This is a genomic window from Kitasatospora sp. cg17-2, assembly GCF_054031055.1.
Window position 1 is genome coordinate 9268867 of record NZ_CM132923.1, and the last position, 25170, is coordinate 9294036.

Genomic DNA, 25170 nt, shown 5'->3' on the forward strand with positions numbered 1-25170 from the left:
CCGCGGGCGGAGCGGCCGCCCGGCCCACCCCTCAGGGCGCGGCCGGGCGGCCCAGCGGCAGCAGGTACTGGATCGGCTCGTCCAGGTCGTCGAGGGCGAGCAGCTCGTGCGCGAGGTCGTCGAAGAGCCCGCCCAGGGGCGTGGTGCCGAGGCCGTAGGCGGCGGCGGTGAGCAGCAGGTTCTGGGTCAGGTGCCCGGTCTCGACCAGGCCGAGGCGCAGCGCGCGCAGGCCGTAGCGCTGCCGCAGGCCGGCCAGGTCCAGGTGGACCGCCAGCACCGCGGGCGCCTCGTCGACCAGCAGCGCCTGCGGGTCCGAGGCCGGGCGGGAGAGGTAGTAGGAGAGGGCCTTGAGCTGGTCCGGCTCGGGCGCCGGTCCGATCGGGCGCAGGCAGCGCAGCTCCGGGACGCAGTGGTAGGTGCCGGCGGGCAGGCCCTCGACGGCGAGGGCGATCAGCCGGACCCGGACGGCGCGCAGGCCGCCCGCGCTGGGGTGGGGACGGTCGCCGGTGGGCCGGTTCGGCGCGCAGGCGGACCAGAGCAGGCCGCCCAGCTCACCGGCCGTCAGCGGACCGGTCAGCCGGCCCCGGGTGGAGCGGCGGCCGAGCAGCGCGTCGGCGAGCGAGACGTCCGGCAGCGGGTCGGCGGGCAGCGGCACGTCGCCGGGCGCCGGGCGCGGCACGTCGAGGGGCGGCGCCTCGCGCAGCGCGGTGTCCTCGGGGCGCCCGATCTGGAACTTGCTGCGCTCCAGGTACTGACGGTCCGGGGCGTCCGGACCCTCGGGGAAGAACTCGAACGGCCGGCCCGTCTCCAGCAGCGTCCGGCCGGCGAGCCGGCAGACCGCGCGTTCCTCGTCCGGCCCGACGCCGAGCCGGTTGAACAGCATGTGCAGCTGCGAGGCCCACACCCGGACCAGCCGCTCCTCGGACCCCTGCGGCGCGTCGGCCCGCATCCGGGCGGCGGCCTCCGTGACGTGCGCCGACCAGTCGCCGAGCCAGGGTGCGGCCGTACCGGCGTCGAGGGCCTCGCGCAGGGCCGCGGCGCGGCGGGCCAGGGCCTGCCGCTGCTGGGCGAAGACCGTGTTCACCCTGCTGTGGACGGCGGCCCCGGGCAGCGGCCGGAACTCCGTGACCCAGCGCCAGGAGGCGGAGTGGCCGCGCAGCCAGCGGGCGGCGGCGAGTTCGTCCAGCCCCAGGGCGCGGGCCGTGGTGTGCGCCAGGTCCAGGGCGAGCGGCAGCCGGGCGCCCCGGGCGGCCGGGGTCGGCGCCGGGCCGAGGGTGCGCAGGGCGAGGACCGCGGCGCGGGTGGAGCGGGTGAACAGCTCCTCGGCGACCGGCAGCAGCGCGGGCCCGCCGTAGCGTTCGGTCTCCGGCTCGTACGGGACGGCGGTGACCTCCCCGTGCCGGTCCGCCCACGGGCCGTCCGGCGGGGTGCGGAGCGAGGCGAGCCGGCCGAGCTCCTTCGCGAGGGTGTCCGGGTGCGCGGTCGGCCCCCGGAAGCGGATCCGCAGGTGCGGGCCGCCCTCGCCGTAGCGGATGAAGAACCAGTCGGTGTCCGCGAGGCGGTCCATCAGCGGCGCGAGGTCCTCGGTGACGAAGGCGTCGGTCCCGTGGGCGGGCAGCGGCAGGGCCAGGTGCAGGCTCTGCCAGGGGGCGGTCGGCGTCAGTCGGGTCGTCATCGCGTCCTTCCCGGACGGCGGGGGAGTCGGGTGGGTGGGGGCGGGAGGGTCAGGGGAACGGGTGCGGGTGCAGCGGCAGCCGGTCGTGGCGCAGCGGGTGCGGGACGCGGCCGAGCCGGTACGGGACCTCCAGCAGACGGGGCAGGCCCAAGGTGCGCCGGTTGGCCTCGCCGAAGGTCATCGGGAGCGTCCCCGGGACGATCACCTTGACGCAGTGCAGCCCTAGCCGGTCCCGCACGCCGGGCTCGTCCTGACGGACCACCACGACCTCCAGGCCCTGACCGGCGAGCCGGTCGACCGTCCGCCCCAGCAGCGCCGTCAGGTCGCCCACCGGTTCGGGCGCGCCGGGCCAGCGCTCCTGCCACGGCACCGGGGGCGGGCCGGCGAACAGGAAGTCCAGGCGGGGCTGCGCCTCGGGCAGGGTGTTGAGGCCGACGTGGTCGTCCAGCGCGAGGACGAGTTCGGGCCGGTCCAGCATCGCGCGCAGGCGCCGGCGGTCACGGGCGCCGCCGTCGGTGCTCGGGCGGCGCGGCTCGTCCTGCACATTGGTGACCACCTCGGCGACGGCGGAGCGGATCGCCGTGCGCGGGTCGTGGTGGGCTCCGGCGGCCAGGAAGGTCCGCGGGGCGTCGGGGTGGGTGCCCCGGTAGCGGCAGAGGGCGAGCACGGCCGGGACACCGAGGTCGTCGGTGGCGTCGAGCAGGGTGAGCCGGTAGCCGAGCAGTTCGGCGCGGTCGGCCAGCGCGGCCGTCCCCGGGTCGTCGGCGGGGACGGTGACGGCGGGCAGCGGGGTACGGGCGTACCAGGCGAGCAGGAAGGCGTCGCGCTCGGCGATCTCGAACAGGCCGTACAGCGCCGCCTCCTCGGGGCTGTTGCCCAGGCCGCAGCCGTTCGAGGACTCGTGCGCGATCCGGGGGCGGTCGCGGCCCGGCGGGTCCCAGTAGGCGAGGTGCTCGGGGAGGGCGACCGGGCGGTCGTGGGTGAGGGACCAGCCGTGCACCCAGTCGAGGACCAGCTCGGGGGTGAAGGGGACGGTGGTGCGGGCGGGGTGCTCGCCGGGGTCGGGCAGGCCGAGCCGGACCGGGTCCAGGACGCCCCCGGGGCCTCGGGCGGCGGCCAGTTCGGCGTAGGAGGCGCGCAGGGCGGTGCGGCGGCCGAGCGGACGCATGCCCGCGAGGCGCTCCACCGCCTCGAACAGGGCCACGCGTTCGCTGGACCGGAAGTCCGCCGACCGTCCGTAGCCGCCGTCCTCCTCGGCCCGGCCGTCGGTGACCAGGGCGCTGGTGAGGGCGAAGGCCGAGTCCTCGGTGCGGTAGAGGCGGCGGACCGGGCCGAAGCGCTCGTCGAGCAGTTCGGCGCGCAGCCGCTCGGGGGTGGTCCGGTCGTTGGCGCCGCGCAGTACGGCCGGGTCGGGCAGCGGGTGGGGCGCGCCGGGCAGCCGGGCGGCGTCGGGGGTGTCCTCGGGGAGCGGGTGGCAGACGGCGCAGCCGCCGACGGGGCGGACCCGGTGGGTGGACCAGGTGGCGCGGTCGCCGTGGACCAGGTGGACGGTGGCGTGGGTCGGGCCGTCCGGGCCCGCGCTCGCGTCGGTGCTGTCGTCGGCCTCGGCGAGGTCGGCGGCCAGGGCGAGCACGGCCTCGGAGAAGGCCGGGGTGCCGGTGCCCGCGAGGGCCAGGGCCGGGCTCCGCCAGGGCACCCGGCCGCCGGCGGTGGCGAGCCGCTGGAACTCGGTGCAGCTCAGACAGGCGGGCGAACCGGGGTGGAGGACGGGCCCGACGACGGTCAGCGCACCGTCCTCGCGCACCGGGACCAGACGGACGGGGTGCGCCAGGGCGTGCCGGCCGAGCCGCTCGGCGAGGCCGAGCGTCCAGGCGGTGAGGTGGACGACGGCGGTGCCGCTCGTGGTCGCCAGGGCCTGTTCGGCGTCGAGGACGGGCGGCTCGGGGGCGGTCACCGGCGGTCTCCCACGGGGACGAGGACGGTGAGGCCGCAGCCCGCCAGGGCGTCGGCCAACGGGTGGGCGGCGGTTCTCCGGGGTTGCCAGGGGGTGGTGCGCAGTCCGGTCAGGCCGTGCAGCGCGGCCTGCAGGTGCGCTTCGCGGTCGGCGAGTCCGGCGAGCCAGCGGCCGGTCCAGCCCTCGTCCACCCAGTCGGGCAGTTCCCGTCCGGCGGCGGCCAGCGGGGCGGCGGCGCCGCTGAAGGCGGTGTGGCGGACGCGGGCGGGGGCACGGGCCGGGTCGAGGTCGCGGGCCGCCAGCCGGGTGAGGGCGCCGAGGGCGGCGACGGCCACCGCGTCGGCGGCGGTGGCCTCGACGGCGCGGCTCCCCTCGACGGTGGCCAGGACGGCGGAGCCGGCGAGGCGGCGGACCGTGACGTCGGGGTCGTGGCCGAGGCGGCGGGCCAGCGCCGTCGTCCAGTACCGGGCCTGCGGGTGCCCCTGCCACCGGCTCCCGGGCGCCGCCCCGACCGGGGCGGCGGCCCGGGGGTCGGCGGGGTCGGCGAGGGCGGTCAGGGTGGCTCGCCGCAGGGCCCGGCCGAGGGCATGCGCGGGCCCGGCGCCGACCGTGACGCGCGGTGCTGCCCCACGGGCCCCGGCAGCCCCGGCCGCTTCCGGATCGACGGCCGCCAACCCGAGTTCGAGGGCCCGGACGGCACCCGTCAGCCGGGCGAGGTCGGTCCGGGCGGCCCCGGCCACCAGCAGGCCGTCCGGCGTCCGGCAGCTCACCAGGGCGGTGGGCAGCTGCGGAAGGTCGCCGGGGGAGGGTGCGTCGAACACGCCGAGCCGCGGGTCGCCGAGCGCGGCGACGCGGCGCAGGGCCGCGTCGAGGTCCTCGGGCGGCGCGGCCACCGGTCCGGGCCCCGCCGCCCAGGGGTGGTGCTCGGCCCGCAACGGGCGGGTGTCGGCGACCAGGACGGCGGGGCGGCCGGGGAGGAGCCGGGGGTTGTCCGCCGGGTCGCCCGGGTCGGGAAGCCCGGCGACGGCGCAGAGCAGCCGCTGGGCCGTCGCGGCGGCGAGCAGCAGCGGGAGCGCCCTCGGTGCCGAACTGCCCTGGCCCCGAACGGAGTCGGACCGCAGCCGTTCGGTGAGGGCCGCGAGATCGGCGCGGGTGCGGGCGGGACCGGCGGGCGCGGTGACGAACCCGCCGTCCGGGCCGTGCCGCAGTCCGACGGCCACCGGGGGGTCGCCCGCGACGACCAGCAGCTGTCCGACGGGCAGTGAGGCCTCGGTGCGGACGGTCGGCGTCGCTCCGCCCCGGGCCAGGGCGCGCGCCACCGCGAGGGCCGTGCCGTCCTCCGGGTCGGCCGCGAGGACCACCGGGTGGGCGGCGGCGATCGCCGCGACCGCGTCCCCGGGGCGTTCGGCCACCGAGCCCGGCCAGGGCGGCGGTTCGGCGTCGTCGAACCGGTCGACCAGCAGGTCGTGCTCGCGCAGGCGGGCGGTGACGGTGGCCAGCGCGGCCTCCAGCTTCGGGTGCCCGACGGTGGGGTCGCGGCGGCCCGTCGCCGGTTCGGGGCTTCCCGGGCCCGTGCCCGCGTTCGCGTCCGTCCCCGGCGGCCCGGGGTCCGTCGCGGCGGCCGGATCACCGGCCAGCCGTGCGGACAGGACCTCCCACAGCGCGGGCAGCGCGCGGCTGCCCTCCAGGGTCAGGCTGGTGCCGCGCCCGCGCAGGTGCAGCCCCTCCCGCAGCGGGGTGACCGCCACGCCGGGGCGCAGCCGGGGCTGTCCGGCGTCCGGTTCCGCCGTCATGCCGCCCCCTCGGCCCTGGCGACCGCCGCGCCCTCGGCCCTGGCGACCGCCGCGCCGAGGTGGTCCTGCCAGCGGTGCCCGGTGAGTCCGGGGACGGCGCGCACGAGGAGGTGGGCGGCCAGGTAGCGTTCCACCGGCCGGACGTCGCAGATCGCGAAGAGCCGGTAGAGGGCGTTGGTGGCGGTCCGGTAGATCAGGTAGTCGGCGCGGTCGAACATCGTGCCGTCGGGGTCGCTGCGGGCCGTCAGCCGGTGGAACTCGCTGTAGCGGGTCCGCAGTTCGAAGTCCCAGCGTTCGGCGACGGCCCGGTCGCCCAGGGCGGCCGCGCGGGCCCGGTACTCCTCGCTGCGGCCCGAGAGGTCGGCCCCGGCCGCCAGCAGCCGTTCGGCCCGCCACCAGGCCGTGGCCGACCAGTGCGCCCAGTCCCGCTCCCAGCCCCGGGCGTCCCCGGCCGCGACGCGGCGGACCAGCTCCGTGACCGCCGGGCCGCCGCGCTCCCAGTGCCGGTCGAAGGCGGCCCGCAGACGGCCGTCCGGGTCCTCGTGGACGAGGAAGTCCTCCAGGTGGGAGAGGAAGGAGTAGTGTCCGCCGACCAGCCCGTCCGTGTGGGTGCTCGCGTGCGCCGCCAGTGCCGTGACCGCCAGCCGCACCCGCGCCTCCGCCGTGTCGCCGTGCTCGCCGAGGAACGCGCAGGCCGAGCCGGCCGGGGCCAGCCCGGCGCGCATCAACTCGTCGCGCAGTGCGGCCGGTTCGGCTCCGAGCAGGGCGTGCAGGTCGGCCGTCGCGGCCGGGTCGGCGGGCGCGGTCCGGACGGTGTTGTCCGGGACCAGCGGGCCGTACGGCGGGGCGATCAGTTCGGCCCGCCCGGCGACGGCGGCCTCGGCGAGCAGCTGCTCCTCCGTGCGGTCGGCGACGGAGGGGTGCGCGGCGACCCACGCCCGCAGCACCTCGGCGGACTCCCGTGCGGCGGCGGTCACGTGTTCGGCCGGGCCCTCCAGGCGCAGCCGCAGGTGCGGACCGAACCGCCAGTGCCGTTCCACGTGGGCGCGCAGCCCGCGTTCGGTCGCCCGGCGGGCCAGCGGCAGGACGGCCTCGCGCAGGACGGGGGCCTTGACGGGCCGGTAGTAGTACAGGACCACGTCGTGGGCGGTGCCGGGTGCCGGCCCGTTCGTCGGCCCGTTCGTCGGCTCGGTCATGAGGTCGGTCACGGGCTCGCTCACGGGCTCGGTCACGGGCTCGGTCATCGGGGAACTCCTCGGCGCCGCGCCGACGGTGCGGAGGCGGGGTGGGCAGGGGGAGCGGGCCGGGGGTCGGCCGCCGCGACGGGCCGGGCCGGACGGTAGGTCTCCGCGACGAGTTCGACGGCCCGGGTCGGTTCGGCCCGGCCGCCGATCAGGGGCAGCGCCTCCTCCAGCAGGACGCCGTTCGGGTGGCGCGCGAGCCACCGCTCCAGGTGGCGGAGGTGGAGCGGATTGCCGAGGTCGACGGGCTGCGGCTTGGGCTCCCGCAGCCGGTCGAGGAAGACCTCGACCGCCGGGGCGTCCTCGCGGGGCCGTGCCACGGGGTGGAGGAAGACCTGTTCGGGCAGGTCGAGGCGGGCGCGCCAGCGGGCGACGGCGGCGGCCGGGACAGGGTCCGCCCCCGGGGAGCGGGGGGAGCCCGGGGGATCGGCGGCGAGGTCGGCCCGCAGGGCGTCGAGGACCCCGGCCGGGAGGTGCCAGCGGCGCCGGGCGAGCACGACGTGCCGGTGCCGCAGCCGGGGAGTGCGGACGACGGTGCCGCCGGGCGCGGGCAGGGTGGTACGGGGCAGCAGCGACTGGAGGACGACGACGCCGTTCGGGTGGTCCGCGAGCAGGGGCGCCAGCCCTTGCGGCAGCACGACCGGGGAGAGGAAACCCAGGTAGAGCACGTCGAGGTACTCGCGGGTGGAGCGCAGCCGGAACCGGAGCTGGTCGCTGTCGACGTCGTGGACGAGATCGAGGTCGGCCTCCGCGAGGGCGGACCAGCGACGGTCGGGGCCGATCTCCTCGGCGAGCAGCAGCGGGTGCAGGTTGGCGTTGAAGCCGCCCACCGGGCGGACCTGGGCGGCGCGCGCGTCCGCGCCGAGCCCCTCGCGGATCTGCCGGGCGACCTCGGCCGAGGCCTGCGGCGCGGTCGCGTCGAGGAACCGGCTGGTGAAGCGGCCCCAGCCGCCGTAGACGTGGTTGACGCACAACAGGCCCTCGGACGGCTCGCGTTGGACGAACCAGGAGTAGCTGAGCGGCCGGGCCGCCGTCCAGGCGGGCAGCCGGCCGGCCAGCGTGCGCACCCGGTCGGCGGGCAGGACGACCTCGCCGTCCCGTTCGGGCAGGCCGGTGAACTCCCGTCGCAGGGCGCCGATGTCCTCGGGGACCGGGAGGTCGGCCCAGGCGTCCCCGATCCCTGCGCCGAACTCCCACGGCGCGACGCAGACGCCGCCGGTGCCGTACCGGGCGACGAAGCGGTCCCGGGTGGCCGACCGGGTGAGATGGCCGTGGTCGAACAGCTCGGCCAGCGCGGTGAGTTCGGCGAGCGCGGCGCGGTCGGCGGCGTTCGGCCGGGGTTGCGGCGGCGTGGAGGTGTGGACGTCCTCGCTGAGGACGTTGATCGGCAGGGTCCCCGCAGGGAGGGGCCGACCGGCGTCGGCGAGCAGGTCGCGCCAGCCGGCGGCCAGGGCGGCGAGCGCCGCCGGACGGAGTTCGGCGGGCGTGGTGGCGTAGGCGGCGGTGTCGTCGGCGAGCCTGCGCAGCGCGCGGGCCAGCGCGGCGTCCTCGGGCCAGGCCCCGAGCCATTCGGCGAGCCGTTCCAGCGGGTCGGGGCTCTGCGGGTCGACCGGGTCGGTGGGCACAAGCAGGCCGGCGTCCAGGAGTCGGTCGACGAAGCGCCGAACCGCCCGGTCCCCGGCGGGGCGCCCGAGGGCCGAGGCCAGTCGTGCCGTGAGCGGCTCCAGGGGTTCGGGGGTCCCGACGAGGGAGGCGAGCAGCGTCAGTTGCGGCCGGGCGCCGAGTTCCACCTCCTCCTCGTGCGTGCTGAGGTAGCGGCCGCCGACGAACACCGGCCGGGTGCGCAGGTAGTGGGCGCGGCCGGCCTCGACACGGGCGGCGCTGGTCATCCGGTGCGGCAGGCCGCGGGCGCGCCGGGGTTCGTCGAGCAGGGCCTGGACCAGCGCGCCGACCAGCGTCCGGTTGACCCGGACGACCGCGCGCGGAGCCCGGTCGGCCGCGCCGGGGGGCGGCTCCTCGGAGGCCCAGCCGACCGCCGTGAACCAGGACAGCGGACTCGTCTTGCAGGTCGCCCGCAGCGCGTGGCGCAGGACGGCGGCCTCCTCCTTGCGGGCCCGGCCCGGCCGTCCGGCCTGCTGGTCCGAGGTGTGGACCACCGCGCGCAGCAGGTCGGCGCTGCCCAGGGCGACGGCGCGCCGGAACGCGGGCTCCCGGCAGAGCCCGGCCAGCGCGGCCCGTTCCGCCGCGAGCGCCGGCGGCAGGGCCTGCGCGAGCGAGGCCAGCAGCCCGGTCCGACGCTCCCGGAGCTCCAGCCACTCGGCGAGACGGGGGACCCGGGCGGGGAGGTCCCCGAGCCGGTCGAGCTGTGCGGCGCGCGGGGCGCGGCCGTTGTGCAGGTCCCGGCGCAGCGGCAGGACGACCCGCCGGTGGAACTCCTCGTCGTGGCCGTCCCGGCTGGCGTAGAGGTCGTCGCCGAGTGCGGAGCGCAGGGCGGCGTCGGCGGTCTCCGCGTCGGTGAGTCGTGCCAGCAGGTCCCTGACGAGCGCGGACGCCGCGGACTGCGGGGCCCGGGCGAGCACGGTGGAGCGCACCAGCGCGTACGCCGCGGTGGAGGCGGTGGTGGAAGCCTCGGTGGGCGCGGCGGCCGGTGGCGCGGGCGCCGGGACGGCCCTGGCAGGGGCACGGTTGGGCACGGCGGGCTACCTCCGGTGGCTGGTGGGCGGCAGGGGCGGACCCGGCGCGTTCCGCCGCGGAACGCGCCGGGTCCGATGGTGGTTCGTCGCCGCTCAGCGTCTGCCGACGCCTCCGGCTGCCGAGCGGCGCGGGTCCGCGCCGCTCACCAGCGGGTCGTGGGCGGGTGGATGATGCTGGAGTTGGAGGAGGACTGGCAGGAGGAGGAGGCCGGGTTGCTGGAGGCCCCGCCCTCCGGCAGGGCGATGCTGTCGCGCAGCGCGGTGACGGTCAGTTCGCCGAGGTCGAGGTCGAGGTCGTCGAGCACGAGGGCGTCCTGCGGTTGGTCGGACATACGGGTCTCCCGGGAATGTCGATGGGGGAAGGGATCCGACGGATCGTCAGATCAGGTCCGTGGCTGTCAGGTTGGGCTGGACACAGGACGACGAGGCCTGGCAGGAGCACGAGCCGTGGGACGCGCCGTTCTCCGGCAGTGCGACGGTGTCGCGCAGCGCGGTGACGGTCAGCTCGCTGAGGTCGAGGTCTTGGAGGTCGAGGCCGAAGTCGTTGGACGGGTCGGACATGACGGGCTCCCTGGGCGTGGAGGGCGTACCGGGTGGAGGTGCGACCTGCATGCTCTTGCGCACATGTGTGCCCGAGCGGGTGGTGCCGCTGTGCCTGGTCCCCCGTGGGTGCCCGGCGCGGACCGATCACGGCCGGGCGTCACCGCGGAGCCGAGTCTAGGTCGCCGTGCGCGCCGCCGAGAGGGGGCCTCGACCACATTGGCCGGTAAGGCGCGCCGGTCCGCGGCGGGGGCCGCACGGGGCCGGGGTGTCGTGATGCCCGGTTCGTCCGCATGCGCAGGTCCCGGCGGCGGCGGCGCCCGCCGGCCCGCGCGAGCGCCGTCGGCGCGGTCCGGCGGGCACCGGTCCGCGCCGTGTTCCTGAAGAGGGCAGCTCGGCGCCGCCTTCGGCCGCCGACGGATCCTTCACCCCGCCTCCACCTCCGCCGCCTTCCTAAGGGTCCGGTGCGACCCGGGTCCTCCGCGCGGGTACCGGGCGGAGACGTGTCCGGATTCGGTCGGCGGTCGCGACCACTGCGGTCGGAACGTGCTGACTAATCGTCAAATACCGTTACTGCACAGGCATGTTCGACAGCGGGCCCGCAGCGCACCGGCTCCGAGCGAGCCGAGGCCGGTACCCCTCGGGACCGAAGGACGGCCAGCGGCGGCGGTACGCACCCGACCTCCCTGTGCCCCGAGGTGACGGACGGTTCGGGCCCGGGGGAAACCGGCCTGGGGCAAACCCCCGTACCGGCCGGGGTGTCAGCGGGATGGGCGGCCGGTGCGCCGCCCCGGCAGGATGGGTACGAACCAGCACGGCACCGGAAGTCAGGGGAACACCGATGAGGACACGTACGGGGATCGCGGCACTGTGGGTGGGGCTCTGCGCGGTGGCGGTGACGGGGTTCCTCCCGGCCTCGGCCGTCGCGGAGCGGGCGCCCGCGGCGCCGCCCGCCGGCCTCACGGAGAGCCTCGAACAGGCGGTCGCGGACGGATTCCCGGGCGTCGTGGCCTACACCAGGAACGGGGAGCGGGAGTCACGGGTGGCCGCCGGGGTCGCGGACACGGCGAGCGGCGAGCGGGCCCGGCCGGACCACCGGTTCCGGATCGCCAGCAACACCAAGTCGTTCGTGTCCACGGTGCTCCTCCAACTGGAGGGCGAAGGACGGCTCTCGCTGGGCGACAGCGTGGAGAAGTGGCTGCCCGGCGTGGTCAGGGGGAACGGCAACGACGGCCGGACCATCACCCTGCGGCAGTTGCTCGACCACACCTCGGGCATCTACGACCCCACCACCGAGCCGGAGTTCTTCGCCCCCTACCTGGAGCACCACGACCGGGACCACCTCTACACCCCGCGGGAGGTGGTCGCCCGCGCCGTCCGCCACGCACCGGCGTTCGCCGCGCCCGACCACGGCTGGGAGTACTCCAACACCAATTACCTGCTCGCCGGTCTGGTGATCGAGGCGGTCACCCACCGCAGCGCGTCCGCCGAGATCCGCCGGCGGATCCTCGAACCGCTCGGCCTGAAGGACACCTCCTTCCCGCTGACCGACCCGGTCGTCCGCGGTCCTCATCTGCACGGGTACGACCTCGGGGGACAGGACGTCACACGGTTCAGCCCGTCGTACGACTGGACCGCCGGCGCCATGATCTCCACCGTCGACGACCTGGCCCGCTTCCACCGGGCCCTGTTCGGCGGCAAGCTGCTGCGCCCCGCCCAGCAGCGCGAACTCCTGACCACGGTGCAGCCCGACGGCACGCCGGTGGCGTACGGACTCGGGGTGCAGCGCATGGACCTGCCGTGCGGCTCGGGGTCGGACGGCAGGCCGCCGGTCGGCGTCTGGCTGACCGACGGCGGCGGACCCGGCTACACCAGCTACTCGTTCACCACCGTCGACGGTGAGCGGCAGTTGGTCATCGCCCTCAACGTCTACGACCTCGGGGCCGACCTGAAGCACCAGGCGCCCTTCCCGCTGAGCAAGGGGATCCTGAAGGCGCAGACGGCGGCCCTCTGCGGCTGACGCGCCGCCGGGCCGCCGGGCCGCCGTGGACGAGGTCCTCGCGGCTCTCGGCCTCGCTGTCGGTACGTCGCTGTCAGTGCCTCCGGCTAGTGTGCCGACGACCGTCCACCGGAGCCGGGAAAGGGTCCTCCGCCATGCCGTCACTCCTGCGCCCACGCGCGCTCTCGCCCGGCGATGTCGTCGCGGTCGCCGCGCCCTCCGGCCCGCTGGACGCAGCGGACGCACCGCTCCTGGCCCGTGGCATCGGGACACTGCGGCAGCTGGGTTTCGAGGTGCGCGACTCGGCGGTGCTCGCCGCGGACCGCCCGCGCTGGTGGGCGGCGGGCTCCCCGGCCGCGCAGGCCGAGGAGTTGAACGGCCTGCTGCGCGATCCGCAGGTGCGGGGCATCATCGCCCACACCGGCGGTCAGGCGACCCTGGGCTACCTGGACCTGCTCGACCTCGACGCGATCCGCGCCGACCCCAAGCCGCTGCTGGGCTGCAGTGACATCTCCCTGCTGCTGCTCGCCCTGTACGGCCGCACCGGTCTGGCCGGCATCCACGCCGACATGGCCACCTACGGGCTCGGCGGTTCCTGGCACACCGTCCCGGGCCGGCACGAGGAGTTGGCCGCCCTCCATCGTCGGCTGCTCACCGTGCCCGAGCCGCTCGGCGCCCTGCCCCCGAGGTCGGGCCGGGAGTGCTGGCGGGCCGGGCGGGCCCGGGGGCCGCTGGTCGGCGGCCTCCTCAACCGGCTGATCTCGTTGCAGGCCACCCCGTACGCCCTGCCCGCCGAACTCTTCGACGGCGCGGTGCTGTTCTGGGAGGAGGTCGAGCGCCCGCTCGCCGCGGTCTGGAGCGATCTGCACGTCCTGCGGCTGTCCGGGGTGCTGGACCGGATCGCGGCGATGGTGGTCGGAGTCCCGCACCGGCTCACCGCCCCCGGGTGCGCGCAGGGGGCGCCGGCGCTGCGCGAGGTGGTCCTCGACGTCCTGGGCGACCGCGACCTCCCCGTGCTCGGCCAGGTCGACATCGGCCACGCCGGTCCCAATCTCCCGCTGCCGCTGGGCATCCGCGCGGAGGTCGACGCCACGGCGCGGACCTTGACCCTCCTGGAGGCCGCCGTCACGGCCGGACCGTCGTGAACGCTCCGAACCGGGACCCGGTGTTGCCGTAAGCCGGGCGGCGTCGGGGCACCTCCCGCTCCCCTCGGCCAACGAGGGGGGTTGGTCGTATGAATATCGCGTGACGTGGCTTATGGAGGCGAGGGTGGGCTGTCTAGGCTGCGGCCGTCCGGTGTGATCATTTCAGTTCGAGAGACTTTTCCATGCTGATCGTTTCCCTGCTGTTCCTGGCCATCGGTGTCAGTCTGCTCGTTCTCCGCTGGCGCAAGGTCGGGTCCTGGCCGGTCACCGTGGGCGGACTCCTCGCCGGTGCCCTGGGGCTGCTGCTGGGGCTCACCACCTTTGTGCACGTGGTCGATCCGACCGAGGTCGGGGTGCCGACCAGCCTCGGCAAGGTCGGCTCGGCCTGGCAGCCGGGGCTGCACTTCAAGTCGCCGCTGACCGACGTGACCACCTTCTCGACCCGGCCCGTCGACCTCGATCTGACCGGTGACTCGACCGTCGAGGTCCGGTCCTCCGAGGGCGGGGTGCTGTACGCGGACCTGACGGTCAAGTGGTCGATCGACCCGCAGCACACCGTCGAGCTGTACAAGCTGGCCGGCAGTTCCGAGGCCGTCCAGCAGCGGCTGGTCTACCCGGACAGCCGGGAGATCGTGCGCAACGTCTTCGCCCGCCACACCAGCGTCGAGGGCTACAGCTCGCAGCGGGAGGCGATCAGCGCGGAGATCGACAAGCTGATCACCGCCCGGCTGGCCCCGCGCGGCATCCTCGTCAACGGGGTCAACCTGCGCAACGTCCGGCCGAGCGACGGCCTGCAGAAGGCCATCGACCAGAAGATCCAGCAGGACCAGGCCACCGCCCAGGCGGAGGCGTCCGTGCGCACGGCCAAGGCCGAGGCCGAGAAGCGCAAGATCGAGGCCGACAGCACCGCCGCCGCCAACGCCGCGATCGCCGGCTCGCTGACCGACAAGATCCTGCTGAGCCAGTGCATCGAGGCCTTCAAGGCCGCCGCAGAGAAGAACGCCGTCTACGCCAGCCCCTGCGGCTCCAACGGCACGCCGGTCATCGTCGACGGCACCAAGCGCTGAGGCCGGAGCCCGGTCCACCCCTGCCGCCCCTCCCCGACGTGTGCGCGGGGGAGGGGCGGTGACCGATCGTCAGACCGCGACGGTGGCGACCGGGTCCAGGCCGTAGGTGCGGGCGTAGCCGTTCTCGGTGCCCACGAGCAGCTCGACGACGTCGAACCAGCGGTCCCAGAACGGGGTTTCGCGCAGCGCGTCGACGAGCAGCCGGTAGGCGTCGTGGTCGTCCGCCTCCCAGACCCAGATGTCGGTCACCCGCGCCGAGTAGAACTCCGTGTCGTAGAAGCGGGAGCGGACACCGCGGGCGCGCGCCTCGATCACCGGGAGGACCTGGGTGGTGAAGCCGTGGACCCGCTCGCCCACGGTCATCCCCAGCCACTCGGGCGTGGTCTTGACCAGCATGAACGCGGTGACGGGCGCCGTGGTCGGGTCAGTGGGCATCGATGGCCTCCGAAGCCGTGTCGGCGGTGGGGACGGTGTCGGCGGCGAGGACGGCGGGCTTCAGCGTCTCGGCGCACCACCGCGCGAACCCGGTGGCCGGGACCACCGGCCGCGCCGGGCGCCCGACGCCCGCGTCCAGCCCCTCGTCCTTGGCACGCTTCATCTCGACGACGCCCTCGGCGAAGGCCGGGTGCAGGCCGTACCCGAGCAGCTCGGCCCGCAGGTCGTCCAGCGACCGGCGCCGGTAGCGGACCGGGCGGCCGAGCTGCTCGGTCATGATCAGGGCCAGGTCCTCGGGCGAGAGGTCCTGCGGGCCGAGCACCGGGACGCTGTCGACGCCGATCCAGGAGCGGTCCAGCAGCAGCCCGGCCGCCGTCGCGGCGATGTCGGCGACGGCCACCAGCGGGGCGCGGCGGTCCGCGGCGACGGTGTCGGTGAAGACGCCCTCGGCGCGGATCGAGCCGGCCTCCTCCAGCAGGTTCTCGAAGAAGGACGGGCAGGCCAGGGCGCGGTAGGCGACGCCGGACCCGGCGATCAGGTCGTCCATGGCGAGGGAGGCGGTGACCAGCCCGGCCCGGGCCGCCTGCGCGGTGCCCCGGCCGAGCGCCGACACCCCGACGACCCGGTCGACACCGTGGGCGGCGAGGGCCCGGGCGGCGGGGCGGGTGAAGCCGCTCCACCCGTCCTCGGGCGCGGCCGAGGCGTCCGGCGGGACCAGCCAGAACACGGCGTCGGCGCCGGCGAACGCGCGCTCGACGGTCGCGGCGTCGCCGTGCGAGCCGGTGACCACCTCGACCCGGTCGCGGACGCCCGCGGGCAGCCGGGCCGGATCGCGGACCACGACACGCAGCTCCTCCCCGTGCGCGGGCGCGGCCTCGACCAGGAGGGACAGCAGCCGACGGCCGATGTTCCCGGTGGGGGCGGTGATGACGATCATGAAAACCTCACGGTCTCGGTCGGATCGGGGGTGCCCCCTCATCGTGCGGACGGTGACCGTATTGCCACAATGGGAACTTCAGCATCCAATCCTTGCCCAGAACGGAACAATGCCGGTGACCGGCCCGGATCCGAACCTCGACGCCAATCTCGCGGTCGCCCTCGACGCCCTGCTGACCGAGCAGAGCGTCACCCGCGCCGCCGCGCGGCTGCACACCTCCCCCGCGGCGATGAGCCGCACCCTGGCCCGGCTGCGCCGGGTCCTCCAGGACCCGCTGCTGGTACGGGCGGGCCAGGCGATGGTGCCCACGCCCCGCGCCGAGGAGCTGCGGGAGGAGGCCGCCGCGGTGGTGCGCCGGCTGGAGGCGCTGCTCACCCCGGGCGGCGGGGTCGATCCCGCCGCGCTGCGGCGCACCTTCACCGTCCAGGCCGCCGACCTGGTCGGCGCGGCCCTGGCACCCGGCCTGCTCGCCCTGGCCCGCCGCCGGGCACCGGGCGTCTCGCTGCGGGTACTGGCCGAGGACGCCGAGGCAGGGCCCGCCCTGCGCGAGGGCCGGGTCGACCTGGAGATCGGCGCGATCGACCACGTCGACCCGGAGACCCTGGTGGAGGAGCTGACCACCCTGCGGATGGCGGCCGGGGTCAGGGCGGGCCACCCGCTCGCCGAGGGGCCGCTGACGGCGGACCGGCTGGCGGCCGCCGAGCACGTCGTGGTCAGCCGCCGCGGCCGTTTCACCGGCCCGCTGGACGCGGCCCTCGCCGAACGGGGGCTCAGCCGCCGGGTGAGCGCCGTCCTGCCCGGACACCTGGCGGCGATGACCCTGGCCGCCACCGGCGACGTGGTCTGCCTGGTACCGGTCGCGCTGCCGGGCGAGCCGCCGTCACCGCTCTCCGGCGCGGCGCGGACACTGGGCCTGCGGCTGCTGGACATCCCGCTCGAACTGCCGCCGCTGACGATCGGCATGGCCTGGCACCCGCGCCACGCGGCCGACGGCGGCCACCAGTGGCTGCGCGCCGCCGTGCGGCGGGTGCTGCGCCCGGCCCCGGCGGGGTGAGGCCCCGGACCGCGGCGGCCGGAACCGCGGGTGCGGCACCGCCAGGGCGATGCCGCACCCGCGTCAGCGGGCCGTCGGTGGGAGCACCCCTCACGTAGGAGCACCCCCACTAGGAGCACCCCTCAGTAGGAGCGGCCCTCAGTGCCCCCCTCAGCCCCCGCCGCCCGGCGCCCGGACGGTGAGGCTCCCGTAGGCCGACAGCGCCCCGGCCAGGTCGCCGGGCCGGTCGCGCAGGGTGGCGTCCAGGAAGGCCAGGGTGGCCCCGGCGACGACACGCGGGCTGCGGGTGCGGCCCAGGGAGCCCACGATCGCGGGCACGGGCGGCAGGTACAGCGGGCCGTCCATGAAGCTGAGGTGCGCGGCGCCGGGAACGGTGAGCCGGTAGCTCGTCGCGGAACTGGCCGCGAGCGCCTCGGTCAGCCGGGGGAGGTAACGCGCGTCGGTCGCCCCGGTGAGAGCCTGGGTCATGGCGAGCGCCGGCCGGTCCAGGGCGGGCGAGGCCGGGCCGTGCGGGAAGCCGTCCAGATCGACGACGGCGCGGAACCGGCGGTCCTGCCGGGCCGCCTGGAGCGCGGCGGCGCCCCCCATCGAGTGGCCGGTCACCGCGGCCCGGCCGGTGTCCAGTCGACCGGCCAGCGGGTCGCCGCTCCCGGCCCGGCCGAGACCGTCCAGCTGGGTGAGGACGAAGCCGAGGTCGGCGGCCCGGACCGCCGTCCAGCCGGCCGCCAACTGCTCGTCCTGCTCCGCGTCGCCGGAGGAGGAGGTCTCGGTGGTGACCGTCCGGCCGTCGGCGAGGACCACGGCGGCGGAGTCGTACGGGTGGTCCAGGGCGGCCACCAGGTAGCCGTGGCTGGCGAGTTCCTCCGCCCAGGCGGTGTTCTGGGTGCGCACCCCGCCCGAGCCGGGCGAGAACAGCACCACCGGGAACCGCTCGCCGCCCCCGGCCACCGGGGCCTCGAAGACCGAACGGCTGCGGGCGTGCGGGACGCCGTCGACCAGGAAGTCCGGCAGGCCGACGCCGCGGGCGAGGGCGGCGGAGACGGTGCGCGCCTCGTCCTCCGTGCGCCCGAGGTACTGGGCCCTCGGCGTGCCGGCGGGGCTCTCCTGCGCCGGGTACCAGAGCTGGACCACGACCGTGCGCCGGTCGGCCGGATCGGGGGTGAAGGTCTCCTCCCGCTGCTGGTCGGTCCACTGCAGCACCCGGGTGCCGACCGCGAACTCGCCCGTGGGCTCGGGGAACAGGGGAACGGGGAAGGCCCAGGCGGACACCGGTCCGCCCGCGATCAGCCCGGCGCAGGCCAGCGACCCCGGCAGCGCCAGCCACCAGCGGGCCCGCCACGCCGGCCGGCCGGTCCGGCGCCGCCGCAGCGGAGCGAGGACGAAGGGCAGCACGAGGGCGGCACCGGCCAGCACGGGCAGCAGCTGCCAGCGGAGCCCGGTCACCCCCAGCACGATCACGGACAGCAGGAGCACCGCCCCCGCCGCGACCGCGGTGCGCGGGCGGGCCGCGGGGGGCAGCCAGCGCGTCACCACCAGGGCGAGGGCACTCAGCAGGGCAAGTATTTCCAGGGGGGACATGAACAGTCCCGTGATGATCTCGGTCACGGGCCCATCGTCGGCGCCGGGCCCCCGCCGCCACATCGCTCCCGGGTCGCCACCCGCTCCGACCGGGGGCGGGCGCCGTCGGCGTCACCGCTGCGACCCGGGTGGCAGGCGAACGCCCCGGATCGGCGGCCGCGTTGCGACCCCGGGAGGTGTCCGTCTCCTCCTCCGGTCGTACACCGGCCCGGACGCCGTCCGACGGTGGACCCATGCGCCCGGCGGACCGGTGGCCTACCGTGACAGGGCCGCGGGACGAGCCGGCCGGCGCGCGGAGTGCGGTCCCCGTACCCGAGGCGGGCCCGGCGGTCCCCGGTGGTGGGCCCGACCGGGCCGCCACGACACCGGATCGACAGGAACAAGCGATGACCGAGGCCGCCGCGGAACCCGGCAAGGCCCACCGGCCGGGGGCCCGCCCGTGGCAGCGGGCGGCCGCCGCCGCCCGTCGGATCCCCCGCCTGCCGCCGCCGGTGTGGGACTCGCTGCTGCCGGTGCTCCTCCTCCTCAACGCCGCGACCACACCCGCGCCGCGCGAACCGGTGGGGACCGTGCTCCTCACCGCCGCCCTCGCGCTGCCCCTGCTGTGGCGCCGCCGGGCCCCGCGCGCGGTGTTCGGCGCGGTGGTGGCCGCGGCCCTGGCCCAGTGGCTGCTGGACGTCCAACTCCCGGCCGACATCGCCGTACTGGTCGCCCTCTACACCTTGGCCGCGCACTCGGACCGCCGCACCACGCTGCTCGCCGGAGCCGTCGTGCAGGCCGGGGTCCTGCTGGCCTGCCTGCGCTGGGCGCCGGACGGCGCGTTCCTCACCCCGTTCGTCGCGGTCACCGCGATGACCGCGGCCGCCGCCGTCCTCGGGATGAACGTGCGGACCACCCGCGCCTATCTCGCCGCCGTGGAGGAACGGGCCGCGCACCTGGAGCGGGAGCAGGAGCAGCAGGCACGACTGGCCGTCGCCGAGGAAAGGGCACGGATCACCCGGGAGATGCACGACATCGTCACCCACAACCTGTCCGTCATGGTCGCGCTCGCCGACGCGGCCGGCTACGCCCGGCAGCGGTCGCCCGAACGGGCCGACGCCGCGATGCGGCAGATCTCCGAGACCGGCCGACAGGCCCTGACCGACATGCGGCGCTCGCTCGGCGTCCTGCGGGCCGACGAACCGGACGCGGAACGCCACCCGCTGCCCGGCATCGCCCAGCTCGACGCCCTCGCCGAGCAGATGTCCGCCGCCGGTCTGCCGACCGCGCTGGAGGTCCACGGCGGCCACGACCACCTGCCCGCCACCGCGCAGCTCACCGTCTACCGCCTGGTGCAGGAAGCCTTGACCAACGCCCTCAAGCACACCCCCGCCGGCACCCGCGCGACGGTCCGGATCCGCTGCTCCGGCGCCGCCGTCACCGTGGACGTCACCGACACCGGCCCCCGCCCGCGGACCTCCGACCCGGCCGCCCCCTCCGGCCACGGCCTCCCCGGCATGCGCGAACGCTCGGCCGCCTACGGGGGGACCCTGCGGGCCGGACCGCTCCCCGGCGGCGGCTGGGGCGTGCGTACCCGCCTCCTCCTCGACAGCGCCGGGGCGGTGTCCGCATGACGATCCGGATCCTGATCGCCGACGACGAGGCCCTGCTCCGGATGGCCTTCGGCACCGTCCTGGACGCCCAGCCCGACATGGCCCCGGTCGGCGAGGCCGCCGACGGGGCGCAGGCCGTCCGCCTGGCCCGGGAGCTGCGCCCCGATGTCGTCCTGATGGACGTCCGGATGCCCGGGACCGACGGGATCGAGGCCACCCGCGAGGTCGTGCGGGTCTCCCCGCGGAGCAGGGTGCTGATCCTCACCACCTTCGACCTGGACGAGTACGCCTTCGCCGGGCTGCACGCCGGAGCCTCCGGCTTCCTGCTGAAGAACACCAGGCCGGAGGAGCTGCTCGCGGCGATCCGGAGCGTGGCCGCGGGCGACGCGGTGGTCTCGCCGCGGATCACCCGGCGCCTGCTGGAGACCCTCCGCCCGCACATCCCCGACGGCCGGGGCGGCGCGCGCGACGACCGGTTGGGACGGCTCAGCGCCCGGGAGCGCGAGGTGCTGGTCGAGGTGGGCCGGGGGCTGTCCAACGCCGAGATCGCGGCCACCCTGTACCTGGCGGAGGCGACGGTGAAGTCCCATCTGGGGCGGGTCCTGCACAAGCTCGAACTCCGCGACCGGATCCAGGCCGTGGTCTTCGCCCACGAGAACCGCCTCGTCCACCCGGGGTGACGCCGCCACCGGTCGCCGTACGGGCGGCGGCCACGCCCTAGTGTGATCATCGGCAGGACGGACGGTCCTGCCGTGCTGAAAGCAACGGGGGTGCTGATGAGGCTGCGTCGACGATCCGTCGCGGTCCTGCTCGCGGTGGCGAGCATGCTGGGCGGCGGGAGCGCCGCCGCGCCGGCGGCGGTGGCCGTCCAACCGGTGACCGCCGTCCGACCGGTGGACGCGGGCGCGGGCCCGCAGGCGCGGGCGGTGCTGAACTGGCTCGCGCAGCTGCCCGACCGGGGCCTGCGGAACCGGACGGCGTCCGGATTCTTCGCCGGGTACAGCGGCAGCGCCGCACCCGGGTCGGGCAAGGACTTCGCCACCCAGTACCGGGACGTCACCGAACTGGCCGACCGGACGGGCCGGTTCCCGGCCGTGCTGGCCTGCGACTACGCGAGCGGCTGGAACGCCGACGGGGCGCCGACCGCGATCGACTCGGGCTGCGACACCGCGATGATCGACCACGCGGGTCGCGGCGGACTGGTCTCGGTGAGCGTCCACCTGCCGAACCCGGTGGCGGGGGCCGCCTGGCGGACTCCGCTGCCGCAGCCGGCCTTCCGCCGGCTGTCCGACCCGGCCACCGCCGCCGGACGGGCCTGGCGGGCCGAACTCGACGACATCGCCGCCGGGTTGCGGCGGCTGTCCGACGCCGGGGTGCCGGTGCTGTTCCGGCCGTTCCACGAGATGAACGGCGACTGGTTCTGGTGGGGCCGCCAGGACCCGGCCGACTTCGCGGCACTGTGGCGCGGCACCTACGACTACCTCACCACCGCCAAGGGCCTGCACAACCTGCTGTGGACGTACGCGCCGAACTGCGGCTCCGCCGACCCCACCGCCTACTGGGTCGGCGGCGGCTACGCCGACGTGGTCGGGCTGGACTGCTACACCGCCGACCCGTCGGCGATCACCGGCTACGAGAAGCTGGTCGAGCTCGGCAAGCCGTTCGCGTTCACCGAGATCGGCCCCGGCTCGGGCGCGGGCGGCACCTTCGACTACGAGCTGTGGGTGAAGGCGCTGCACGAGCGCTTCCCGCGCACCTCCTACTTCCTGGCCTGGAACAACGAGTGGAGTCCGGCCCGGAACGTCAACGGCGCCGAGCTGATGAACGACCCGTGGACGGTGAACCGGGGCGGGGTCGACCTCGCCGCCGCCCCGGCGGAGAACCCGCCGGTGACGTACCAGGACTTCGAGAGCGGCACCCAGGGCTGGAGCGGCTGGCACCTCGCGGCCGGCCCCTGGCAGGTCACGGAGTGGTCCGCCCGCGGCAGCGGCTCGCTCAAGGCCGACGTCGACCTCGGCACCGGCGCCGCCTACCTCAACAAGGTCGGCCCGCTCGACCTCTCCGGGGACACCGTGCTCAGCGTCGACGCCCGCACCGCGCCCTGGGGCGACCAGGCCGGCGGCACCCGCGCCAAGCTCTATGTGCGCACCGGCACCGGCGACGCCGCCGGCTGGAGCTGGACCGACTCGGGCGCCGTCACCGTCGACACCAAGTCCACTCGGCTGGTCCTGGACCTGACCAGGGTGCCGGACCGGGCCCACGTCCGCGAGATCGGCGTCGAGTTCGCCCCCGCGGCCGGGGCGAGCGGCCGCTCCGCGGTCTATCTGGACGACATGCGGCGCGGCGGCCTGCTGGCCGGCTTCGAGCACGGCACCGAGGGCTGGTCCGGCTCCGGCATGGCGGCCGGGCCCTGGGCGGTCGCCGACGAGGGAGCGGCCGAGGGCCGCAGCGCGCTCAAGGCCGACGTCGAGCCCGAGCGGGGCGCCGTCCTGCTCCGGCGGACGGCCCCCGCCGACCTGACCGGGGCCACCGCGCTCACCGTCGCCGCCGGCACCGCGCCCTGGGGGCAGCAGGCGGGCGGCACCACCGCCACGCTGTATGTGCGCACCGGTACCGGCGACGCCGTCGGCTGGACCTGGACGGGGAGCCCCGCCGTCACCGTCGGCCCGGACGGGCGGACCCTGCGGCTCGACCTGGCCGGGGTGCCCGACCTCGCCCACGTCCAGGAGATCGGCGTGGTGTTCACCCCCGCGCCGGGCGCCACCGGCCGCACCGCCGTCCACCTGGACGGCCTGTGGAGGTGGAGCTGACCCGGACGGCCCTGCTGCCGCCCGGCCGGGCCTGATCCCCGGTACCGGACGCCCCGGTCCCCGCCACCGTGCGGGGGCCGGGGCGTCCGGCGTCCGGCCGCGCGCCGCCCGGCCCGTCGGCCCGCCGGCCGCGCCGTCGTCCGTCCCAGTGGCCGGTGGCGCCCCGCGTGTTCTGCCCGCCGTACGGTCCCGGGTGCGGGACCATACGGGCGAAAGGGCAGAAAACGACTAAGGACGAAGGGGCGGACGTGTCCGGCAGCGAGAGCGAAAACCCAGCAATTCCTTCCCCCACCCCCAAGGCGACCGGGCCCCGGAGCAACCGTGACTGGTGGCCCGAGCAGCTGGACCTCCAGGTCCTGCACCGGCACTCGCCCCTCTCCGACCCGATGGGCGAGGACTTCGACTACGCCGCGGAGTTCGCCACCCTCGACGTCGAGGCGCTGAAGCGGGACGTCATCGCGCTGATGACCGACTCCCAGCCCTGGTGGCCCGCCGACTACGGCCACTACGGCCCGCTGTTCATCCGGATGAGCTGGCACGCCGCCGGCACCTACCGGATCTCGGACGGCCGGGGCGGCGGCGGCAGCGGCGCCCAGCGCTTCGCGCCGCTCAACAGCTGGCCGGACAACGCCAGTCTGGACAAGGCCCGGCGACTGCTCTGGCCGGTCAAGCAGAAGTACGGCCGGAAGATCTCCTGGGCCGACCTGCTGGTGTTCACCGGGAACTGCGCCATGGAGTCGATGGGGTTCCGGACCTTCGGCTTCGGCTTCGGCCGCGAGGACATCTGGGAGCCCGAGGAGGTCTTCTGGGGCCCCGAGGACACCTGGCTCGGCGACGAGCGCTACAGCGGCGAACGCGAGCTGGCCAATCCGCTCGGCGCCGTCCAGATGGGGCTGATCTACGTCAACCCGGAGGGCCCCAACGGCAATCCGGACCCGAGGGCCGCCGCCGTCGACATCCGGGAGACCTTCGCGCGGATGGCGATGAACGACGAGGAGACGGTCGCGCTCATCGTCGGCGGCCACACCTTCGGCAAGTGCCACGGAGCCGTGGACCCGTCCTGCCTCGGCCCGGAGCCCGAGGGCGCCCCGATCGAGCAGCAGGGCCTGGGCTGGCGCAGCACCTGCGGCAGCGGGTCCGGGGCCGACGCCCTCACCAGCGGGCTCGAAGGAGCCTGGACCACCGAGCCGACGAAGTGGGACAACGGCTACCTGGACAACCTGTTCCGCTACGACTGGGAGCTCACCACCAGCCCGGCCGGGGCCAAGCAGTGGAAGCCCACCGATCCGGCGGCCGCGAGCGCCGTGCCGGACGCGCACGACCCCGCGAAGCGGCACGCCCCCATGATGCTGACCACGGACCTCGCGCTGCGTCAGGACCCGGTCTACGAGGCGATCTGCCGGCGCTTCCACGAGCACCCCGACCAGCTCGCCGAGGCCTTCGCCAAGGCCTGGTACAAGCTGCTGCACCGCGACATGGGCCCGGTGTCCCGCTACCTCGGACCGTGGGTGCCGGAAGCGCAGCTGTGGCAGGACCCGGTGCCCGCCGCCGACCACGAGCCGGTCACGGACGAGGACGTCGCCGCCCTCAAGAAGCGGATCGACGACTCCGGCCTGGGTGTTCCCCAGCTGGTCGCGACCGCGTGGGCGTCGGCGGCGACCCACCGCGGCACCGACCTGCGCGGCGGCGCCAACGGCGCCCGGATCCGGCTCGCGCCGCAGAAGGACTGGGAGGTCAACGACCTGCCCGAGGTGGCCGACACGGTCCGGCGGCTGGAGGAGGTCCGGCGGGACTTCAACGCGGGGCAGAGCGGCGCCAGGCGGATCTCGCTCGCCGACCTCATCGTGCTGGGCGGCAACACGGCGGTCGAGCGGGCCGCGCGCGCCGCCGGGCACGCCGTGACGGTCCCGTTCGCCCCGGGGCGCACCGACGCCTCGCAGGAGCAGACGGACGTGGAGGCGTTCGCCGTGCTCGAACCGAGGGCGGACGGGTTCCGGAACTACCTGCGGGCCGACGAGAAGCTGTCACCGGAGAGCCTGCTGCTCGCCCGGGCCGACCTGCTGACGCTGACCGCGCCCGAGATGACGGTCCTGGTCGGCGGGATGCGGGCGTTGAACGCCGGCTTCCGGGGCTCCCCGCACGGCGTCCTCACGCACCGGCCGGAGACGCTGACCACGGACTTCTTCGTCAATCTGCTCGACATGGGCACGGAGTGGAAGCCCTCGGCCTCGGAGGCGAACGTCTTCGAGGGGCGGGACCGGGCCACGGGCGCGGTGAAGTGGACGGCCACCGCCGTCGACCTCGTCCTCGGCTCGCACTCCCAGCTGCGTGCGCTTTCCGAGGTCTACGGATCCGGGGACGCGGACGAGAAGTTCGTCCGGGACTTCGTGGCGGCGTGGACCAAGGTGATGAACCTGGACCGGTTCGACCTGCGCTGAGCGGCTGCCCGGCCGGGCAGCCGCCCGGCCGGGCACCGGGGGGAGAAGCGGGGGAAGAGGGGGCGGGAAGGGGGAATCGGAGCCGGTGCATTCCGTTCCGCGAACACCGGAACCGAACGGCCCCTGTTCCGCTCCGGGGCGAGCGGAACCGAATCATTTCCGTTCCACTCCGCAGTGCGGGTACGGCCCGCAAAATTCGTCGGCGACGCTCTTGAATCA

At 76.0% G+C, this 25170-nt stretch carries 18 protein-coding genes; 8 read left to right on the plus strand and 10 right to left on the minus strand.

The features are described 5' to 3' along the window. Nucleotides 1-31 precede the first annotated feature (31 nt). The 7 genes from ACW14Y_RS38895 to ACW14Y_RS38925 all read right to left on the minus strand — a co-directional run bounded on the left by ACW14Y_RS38895 (nucleotide 32) and on the right by ACW14Y_RS38925 (nucleotide 9917). On the minus strand, nucleotides 32-1675 hold the full coding sequence (locus ACW14Y_RS38895; protein WP_456985166.1) for a thiopeptide-type bacteriocin biosynthesis protein: 1644 nt from the start codon (nucleotides 1673-1675) through the stop codon (nucleotides 32-34). A 49-nt stretch (nucleotides 1676-1724) separates the two neighbouring features. After that, complete coding sequence (locus ACW14Y_RS38900) at nucleotides 1725-3629, minus strand: TOMM precursor leader peptide-binding protein (RefSeq protein WP_456985167.1); 1905 nt, start codon at nucleotides 3627-3629, stop codon at nucleotides 1725-1727. Then, nucleotides 3626-5422 (minus strand): hypothetical protein, encoded by a 1797-nt coding sequence (locus ACW14Y_RS38905; protein WP_456985168.1) that lies wholly within the window; start codon nucleotides 5420-5422, stop codon nucleotides 3626-3628. Before ACW14Y_RS38905 ends, ACW14Y_RS38900 begins: the two co-directional genes overlap by 4 nt. Then, the gene (locus ACW14Y_RS38910) at nucleotides 5419-6666 is read right to left on the minus strand and encodes a hypothetical protein (RefSeq protein ID WP_456985169.1); all 1248 of its coding nucleotides are present in this window, start codon (nucleotides 6664-6666) and stop codon (nucleotides 5419-5421) included. Before ACW14Y_RS38910 ends, ACW14Y_RS38905 begins: the two co-directional genes overlap by 4 nt. Beyond that, nucleotides 6663-9356: a lantibiotic dehydratase gene (locus ACW14Y_RS38915; protein ID WP_456985170.1), complete on the minus strand. Its 2694-nt coding sequence runs from the start codon at nucleotides 9354-9356 to the stop codon at nucleotides 6663-6665. Before ACW14Y_RS38915 ends, ACW14Y_RS38910 begins: the two co-directional genes overlap by 4 nt. A 143-nt stretch (nucleotides 9357-9499) precedes the next feature. Next, nucleotides 9500-9688, minus strand: a complete 189-nt coding sequence (locus ACW14Y_RS38920) for a thiazolylpeptide-type bacteriocin (protein WP_380441638.1) — start codon at nucleotides 9686-9688, stop codon at nucleotides 9500-9502. 46 nt (nucleotides 9689-9734) lie between these two features. Further along, complete coding sequence (locus ACW14Y_RS38925) at nucleotides 9735-9917, minus strand: thiazolylpeptide-type bacteriocin (protein WP_380394583.1); 183 nt, start codon at nucleotides 9915-9917, stop codon at nucleotides 9735-9737. Nucleotides 9918-10737: 820 nt separating this feature from the next. On the opposite strand from ACW14Y_RS38925, the gene ACW14Y_RS38930 reads away from it, so the two are divergent. From ACW14Y_RS38930 to ACW14Y_RS38940, 3 genes are all read left to right on the plus strand, one after another. Continuing rightward, nucleotides 10738-11916: a serine hydrolase domain-containing protein gene (locus ACW14Y_RS38930; RefSeq protein WP_380441640.1), complete on the plus strand. Its 1179-nt coding sequence runs from the start codon at nucleotides 10738-10740 to the stop codon at nucleotides 11914-11916. Nucleotides 11917-12050: 134 nt separating this feature from the next. Further along, complete coding sequence (locus ACW14Y_RS38935; RefSeq protein WP_456985171.1) at nucleotides 12051-13040, plus strand: S66 peptidase family protein; 990 nt, start codon at nucleotides 12051-12053, stop codon at nucleotides 13038-13040. A 182-nt stretch (nucleotides 13041-13222) separates the two neighbouring features. Continuing rightward, nucleotides 13223-14107 (plus strand): prohibitin family protein, encoded by an 885-nt coding sequence (locus ACW14Y_RS38940; RefSeq protein ID WP_456985172.1) that lies wholly within the window; start codon nucleotides 13223-13225, stop codon nucleotides 14105-14107. Nucleotides 14108-14176: 69 nt separating this feature from the next. On the opposite strand, the gene ACW14Y_RS38945 is transcribed toward ACW14Y_RS38940, so the two are convergent. Together ACW14Y_RS38945 and ACW14Y_RS38950 are read right to left on the minus strand one after the other, a co-directional pair. Continuing rightward, entirely contained in the window at nucleotides 14177-14542 is a 366-nt protein-coding gene (locus ACW14Y_RS38945; protein ID WP_402723225.1) for a darcynin family protein, read from the minus strand. After that, nucleotides 14532-15479: an NAD(P)H-binding protein gene (locus ACW14Y_RS38950; protein WP_456985173.1), complete on the minus strand. Its 948-nt coding sequence runs from the start codon at nucleotides 15477-15479 to the stop codon at nucleotides 14532-14534. Before ACW14Y_RS38950 ends, ACW14Y_RS38945 begins: the two co-directional genes overlap by 11 nt. A gap of 109 nt (nucleotides 15480-15588) precedes the next feature. On the opposite strand from ACW14Y_RS38950, the gene ACW14Y_RS38955 reads away from it, so the two are divergent. Then, complete coding sequence (locus tag ACW14Y_RS38955) at nucleotides 15589-16533, plus strand: LysR family transcriptional regulator (RefSeq protein WP_380299644.1); 945 nt, start codon at nucleotides 15589-15591, stop codon at nucleotides 16531-16533. 150 nt (nucleotides 16534-16683) lie between these two features. Here ACW14Y_RS38955 and ACW14Y_RS38960 read toward each other — a convergent pair whose 3' ends face one another. Further along, nucleotides 16684-18174 (minus strand): alpha/beta hydrolase family protein, encoded by a 1491-nt coding sequence (locus tag ACW14Y_RS38960; protein WP_456985174.1) that lies wholly within the window; start codon nucleotides 18172-18174, stop codon nucleotides 16684-16686. A 323-nt stretch (nucleotides 18175-18497) separates the two neighbouring features. On the opposite strand from ACW14Y_RS38960, the gene ACW14Y_RS38965 reads away from it, so the two are divergent. The 4 genes from ACW14Y_RS38965 to katG all read left to right on the plus strand — a co-directional run bounded on the left by ACW14Y_RS38965 (nucleotide 18498) and on the right by katG (nucleotide 24951). Continuing rightward, nucleotides 18498-19724 carry a sensor histidine kinase gene (locus ACW14Y_RS38965; RefSeq protein ID WP_456985175.1) on the plus strand — a complete coding sequence of 409 codons (1227 nt, stop codon included), beginning with the start codon at nucleotides 18498-18500 and terminating at the stop codon, nucleotides 19722-19724. Then, nucleotides 19721-20383 (plus strand): response regulator, encoded by a 663-nt coding sequence (locus tag ACW14Y_RS38970; RefSeq protein ID WP_380299641.1) that lies wholly within the window; start codon nucleotides 19721-19723, stop codon nucleotides 20381-20383. Before ACW14Y_RS38965 ends, ACW14Y_RS38970 begins: the two co-directional genes overlap by 4 nt. A gap of 72 nt (nucleotides 20384-20455) precedes the next feature. Next, nucleotides 20456-22513, plus strand: coding sequence for a glycosyl hydrolase (locus ACW14Y_RS38975; RefSeq protein ID WP_456985176.1), 2058 nt, complete (start codon nucleotides 20456-20458; stop codon nucleotides 22511-22513). A gap of 248 nt (nucleotides 22514-22761) precedes the next feature. Next, a complete protein-coding gene (katG, locus tag ACW14Y_RS38980; RefSeq protein WP_456985177.1) occupies nucleotides 22762-24951 on the plus strand; it encodes a catalase/peroxidase HPI in 2190 nt (729 codons plus the stop codon). The last annotated feature ends 219 nt before the right edge of the window (nucleotides 24952-25170 follow it).

Excerpts from the sequence above, each read along its gene's own strand:
- ACW14Y_RS38895 (WP_456985166.1), bottom strand. The coding sequence starts at position 1,675 with ATGACGACCCGACTGACGCCGACCGCCCCCTGGCAGAGCCTGCACCTG.
- ACW14Y_RS38905 (WP_456985168.1), bottom strand. The coding sequence starts at position 5,422 with ATGACGGCGGAACCGGACGCCGGACAGCCCCGGCTGCGCCCCGGCGTG.
- ACW14Y_RS38910 (WP_456985169.1), bottom strand. The coding sequence starts at position 6,666 with ATGACCGAGCCCGTGACCGAGCCCGTGAGCGAGCCCGTGACCGACCTC.
- ACW14Y_RS38920 (WP_380441638.1), bottom strand. The coding sequence starts at position 9,688 with ATGTCCGACCAACCGCAGGACGCCCTCGTGCTCGACGACCTCGACCTC.
- ACW14Y_RS38925 (WP_380394583.1), bottom strand. The coding sequence starts at position 9,917 with ATGTCCGACCCGTCCAACGACTTCGGCCTCGACCTCCAAGACCTCGAC.
- ACW14Y_RS38930 (WP_380441640.1), top strand. The coding sequence starts at position 10,738 with ATGAGGACACGTACGGGGATCGCGGCACTGTGGGTGGGGCTCTGCGCG.
- ACW14Y_RS38935 (WP_456985171.1), top strand. The coding sequence starts at position 12,051 with ATGCCGTCACTCCTGCGCCCACGCGCGCTCTCGCCCGGCGATGTCGTC.
- ACW14Y_RS38940 (WP_456985172.1), top strand. The coding sequence starts at position 13,223 with ATGCTGATCGTTTCCCTGCTGTTCCTGGCCATCGGTGTCAGTCTGCTC.
- ACW14Y_RS38945 (WP_402723225.1), bottom strand. The coding sequence starts at position 14,542 with ATGCCCACTGACCCGACCACGGCGCCCGTCACCGCGTTCATGCTGGTC.
- ACW14Y_RS38950 (WP_456985173.1), bottom strand. The coding sequence starts at position 15,479 with ATGATCGTCATCACCGCCCCCACCGGGAACATCGGCCGTCGGCTGCTG.
- ACW14Y_RS38955 (WP_380299644.1), top strand. The coding sequence starts at position 15,589 with ATGCCGGTGACCGGCCCGGATCCGAACCTCGACGCCAATCTCGCGGTC.
- ACW14Y_RS38960 (WP_456985174.1), bottom strand. The coding sequence starts at position 18,174 with ATGTGGCGGCGGGGGCCCGGCGCCGACGATGGGCCCGTGACCGAGATC.
- ACW14Y_RS38965 (WP_456985175.1), top strand. The coding sequence starts at position 18,498 with ATGACCGAGGCCGCCGCGGAACCCGGCAAGGCCCACCGGCCGGGGGCC.
- ACW14Y_RS38970 (WP_380299641.1), top strand. The coding sequence starts at position 19,721 with ATGACGATCCGGATCCTGATCGCCGACGACGAGGCCCTGCTCCGGATG.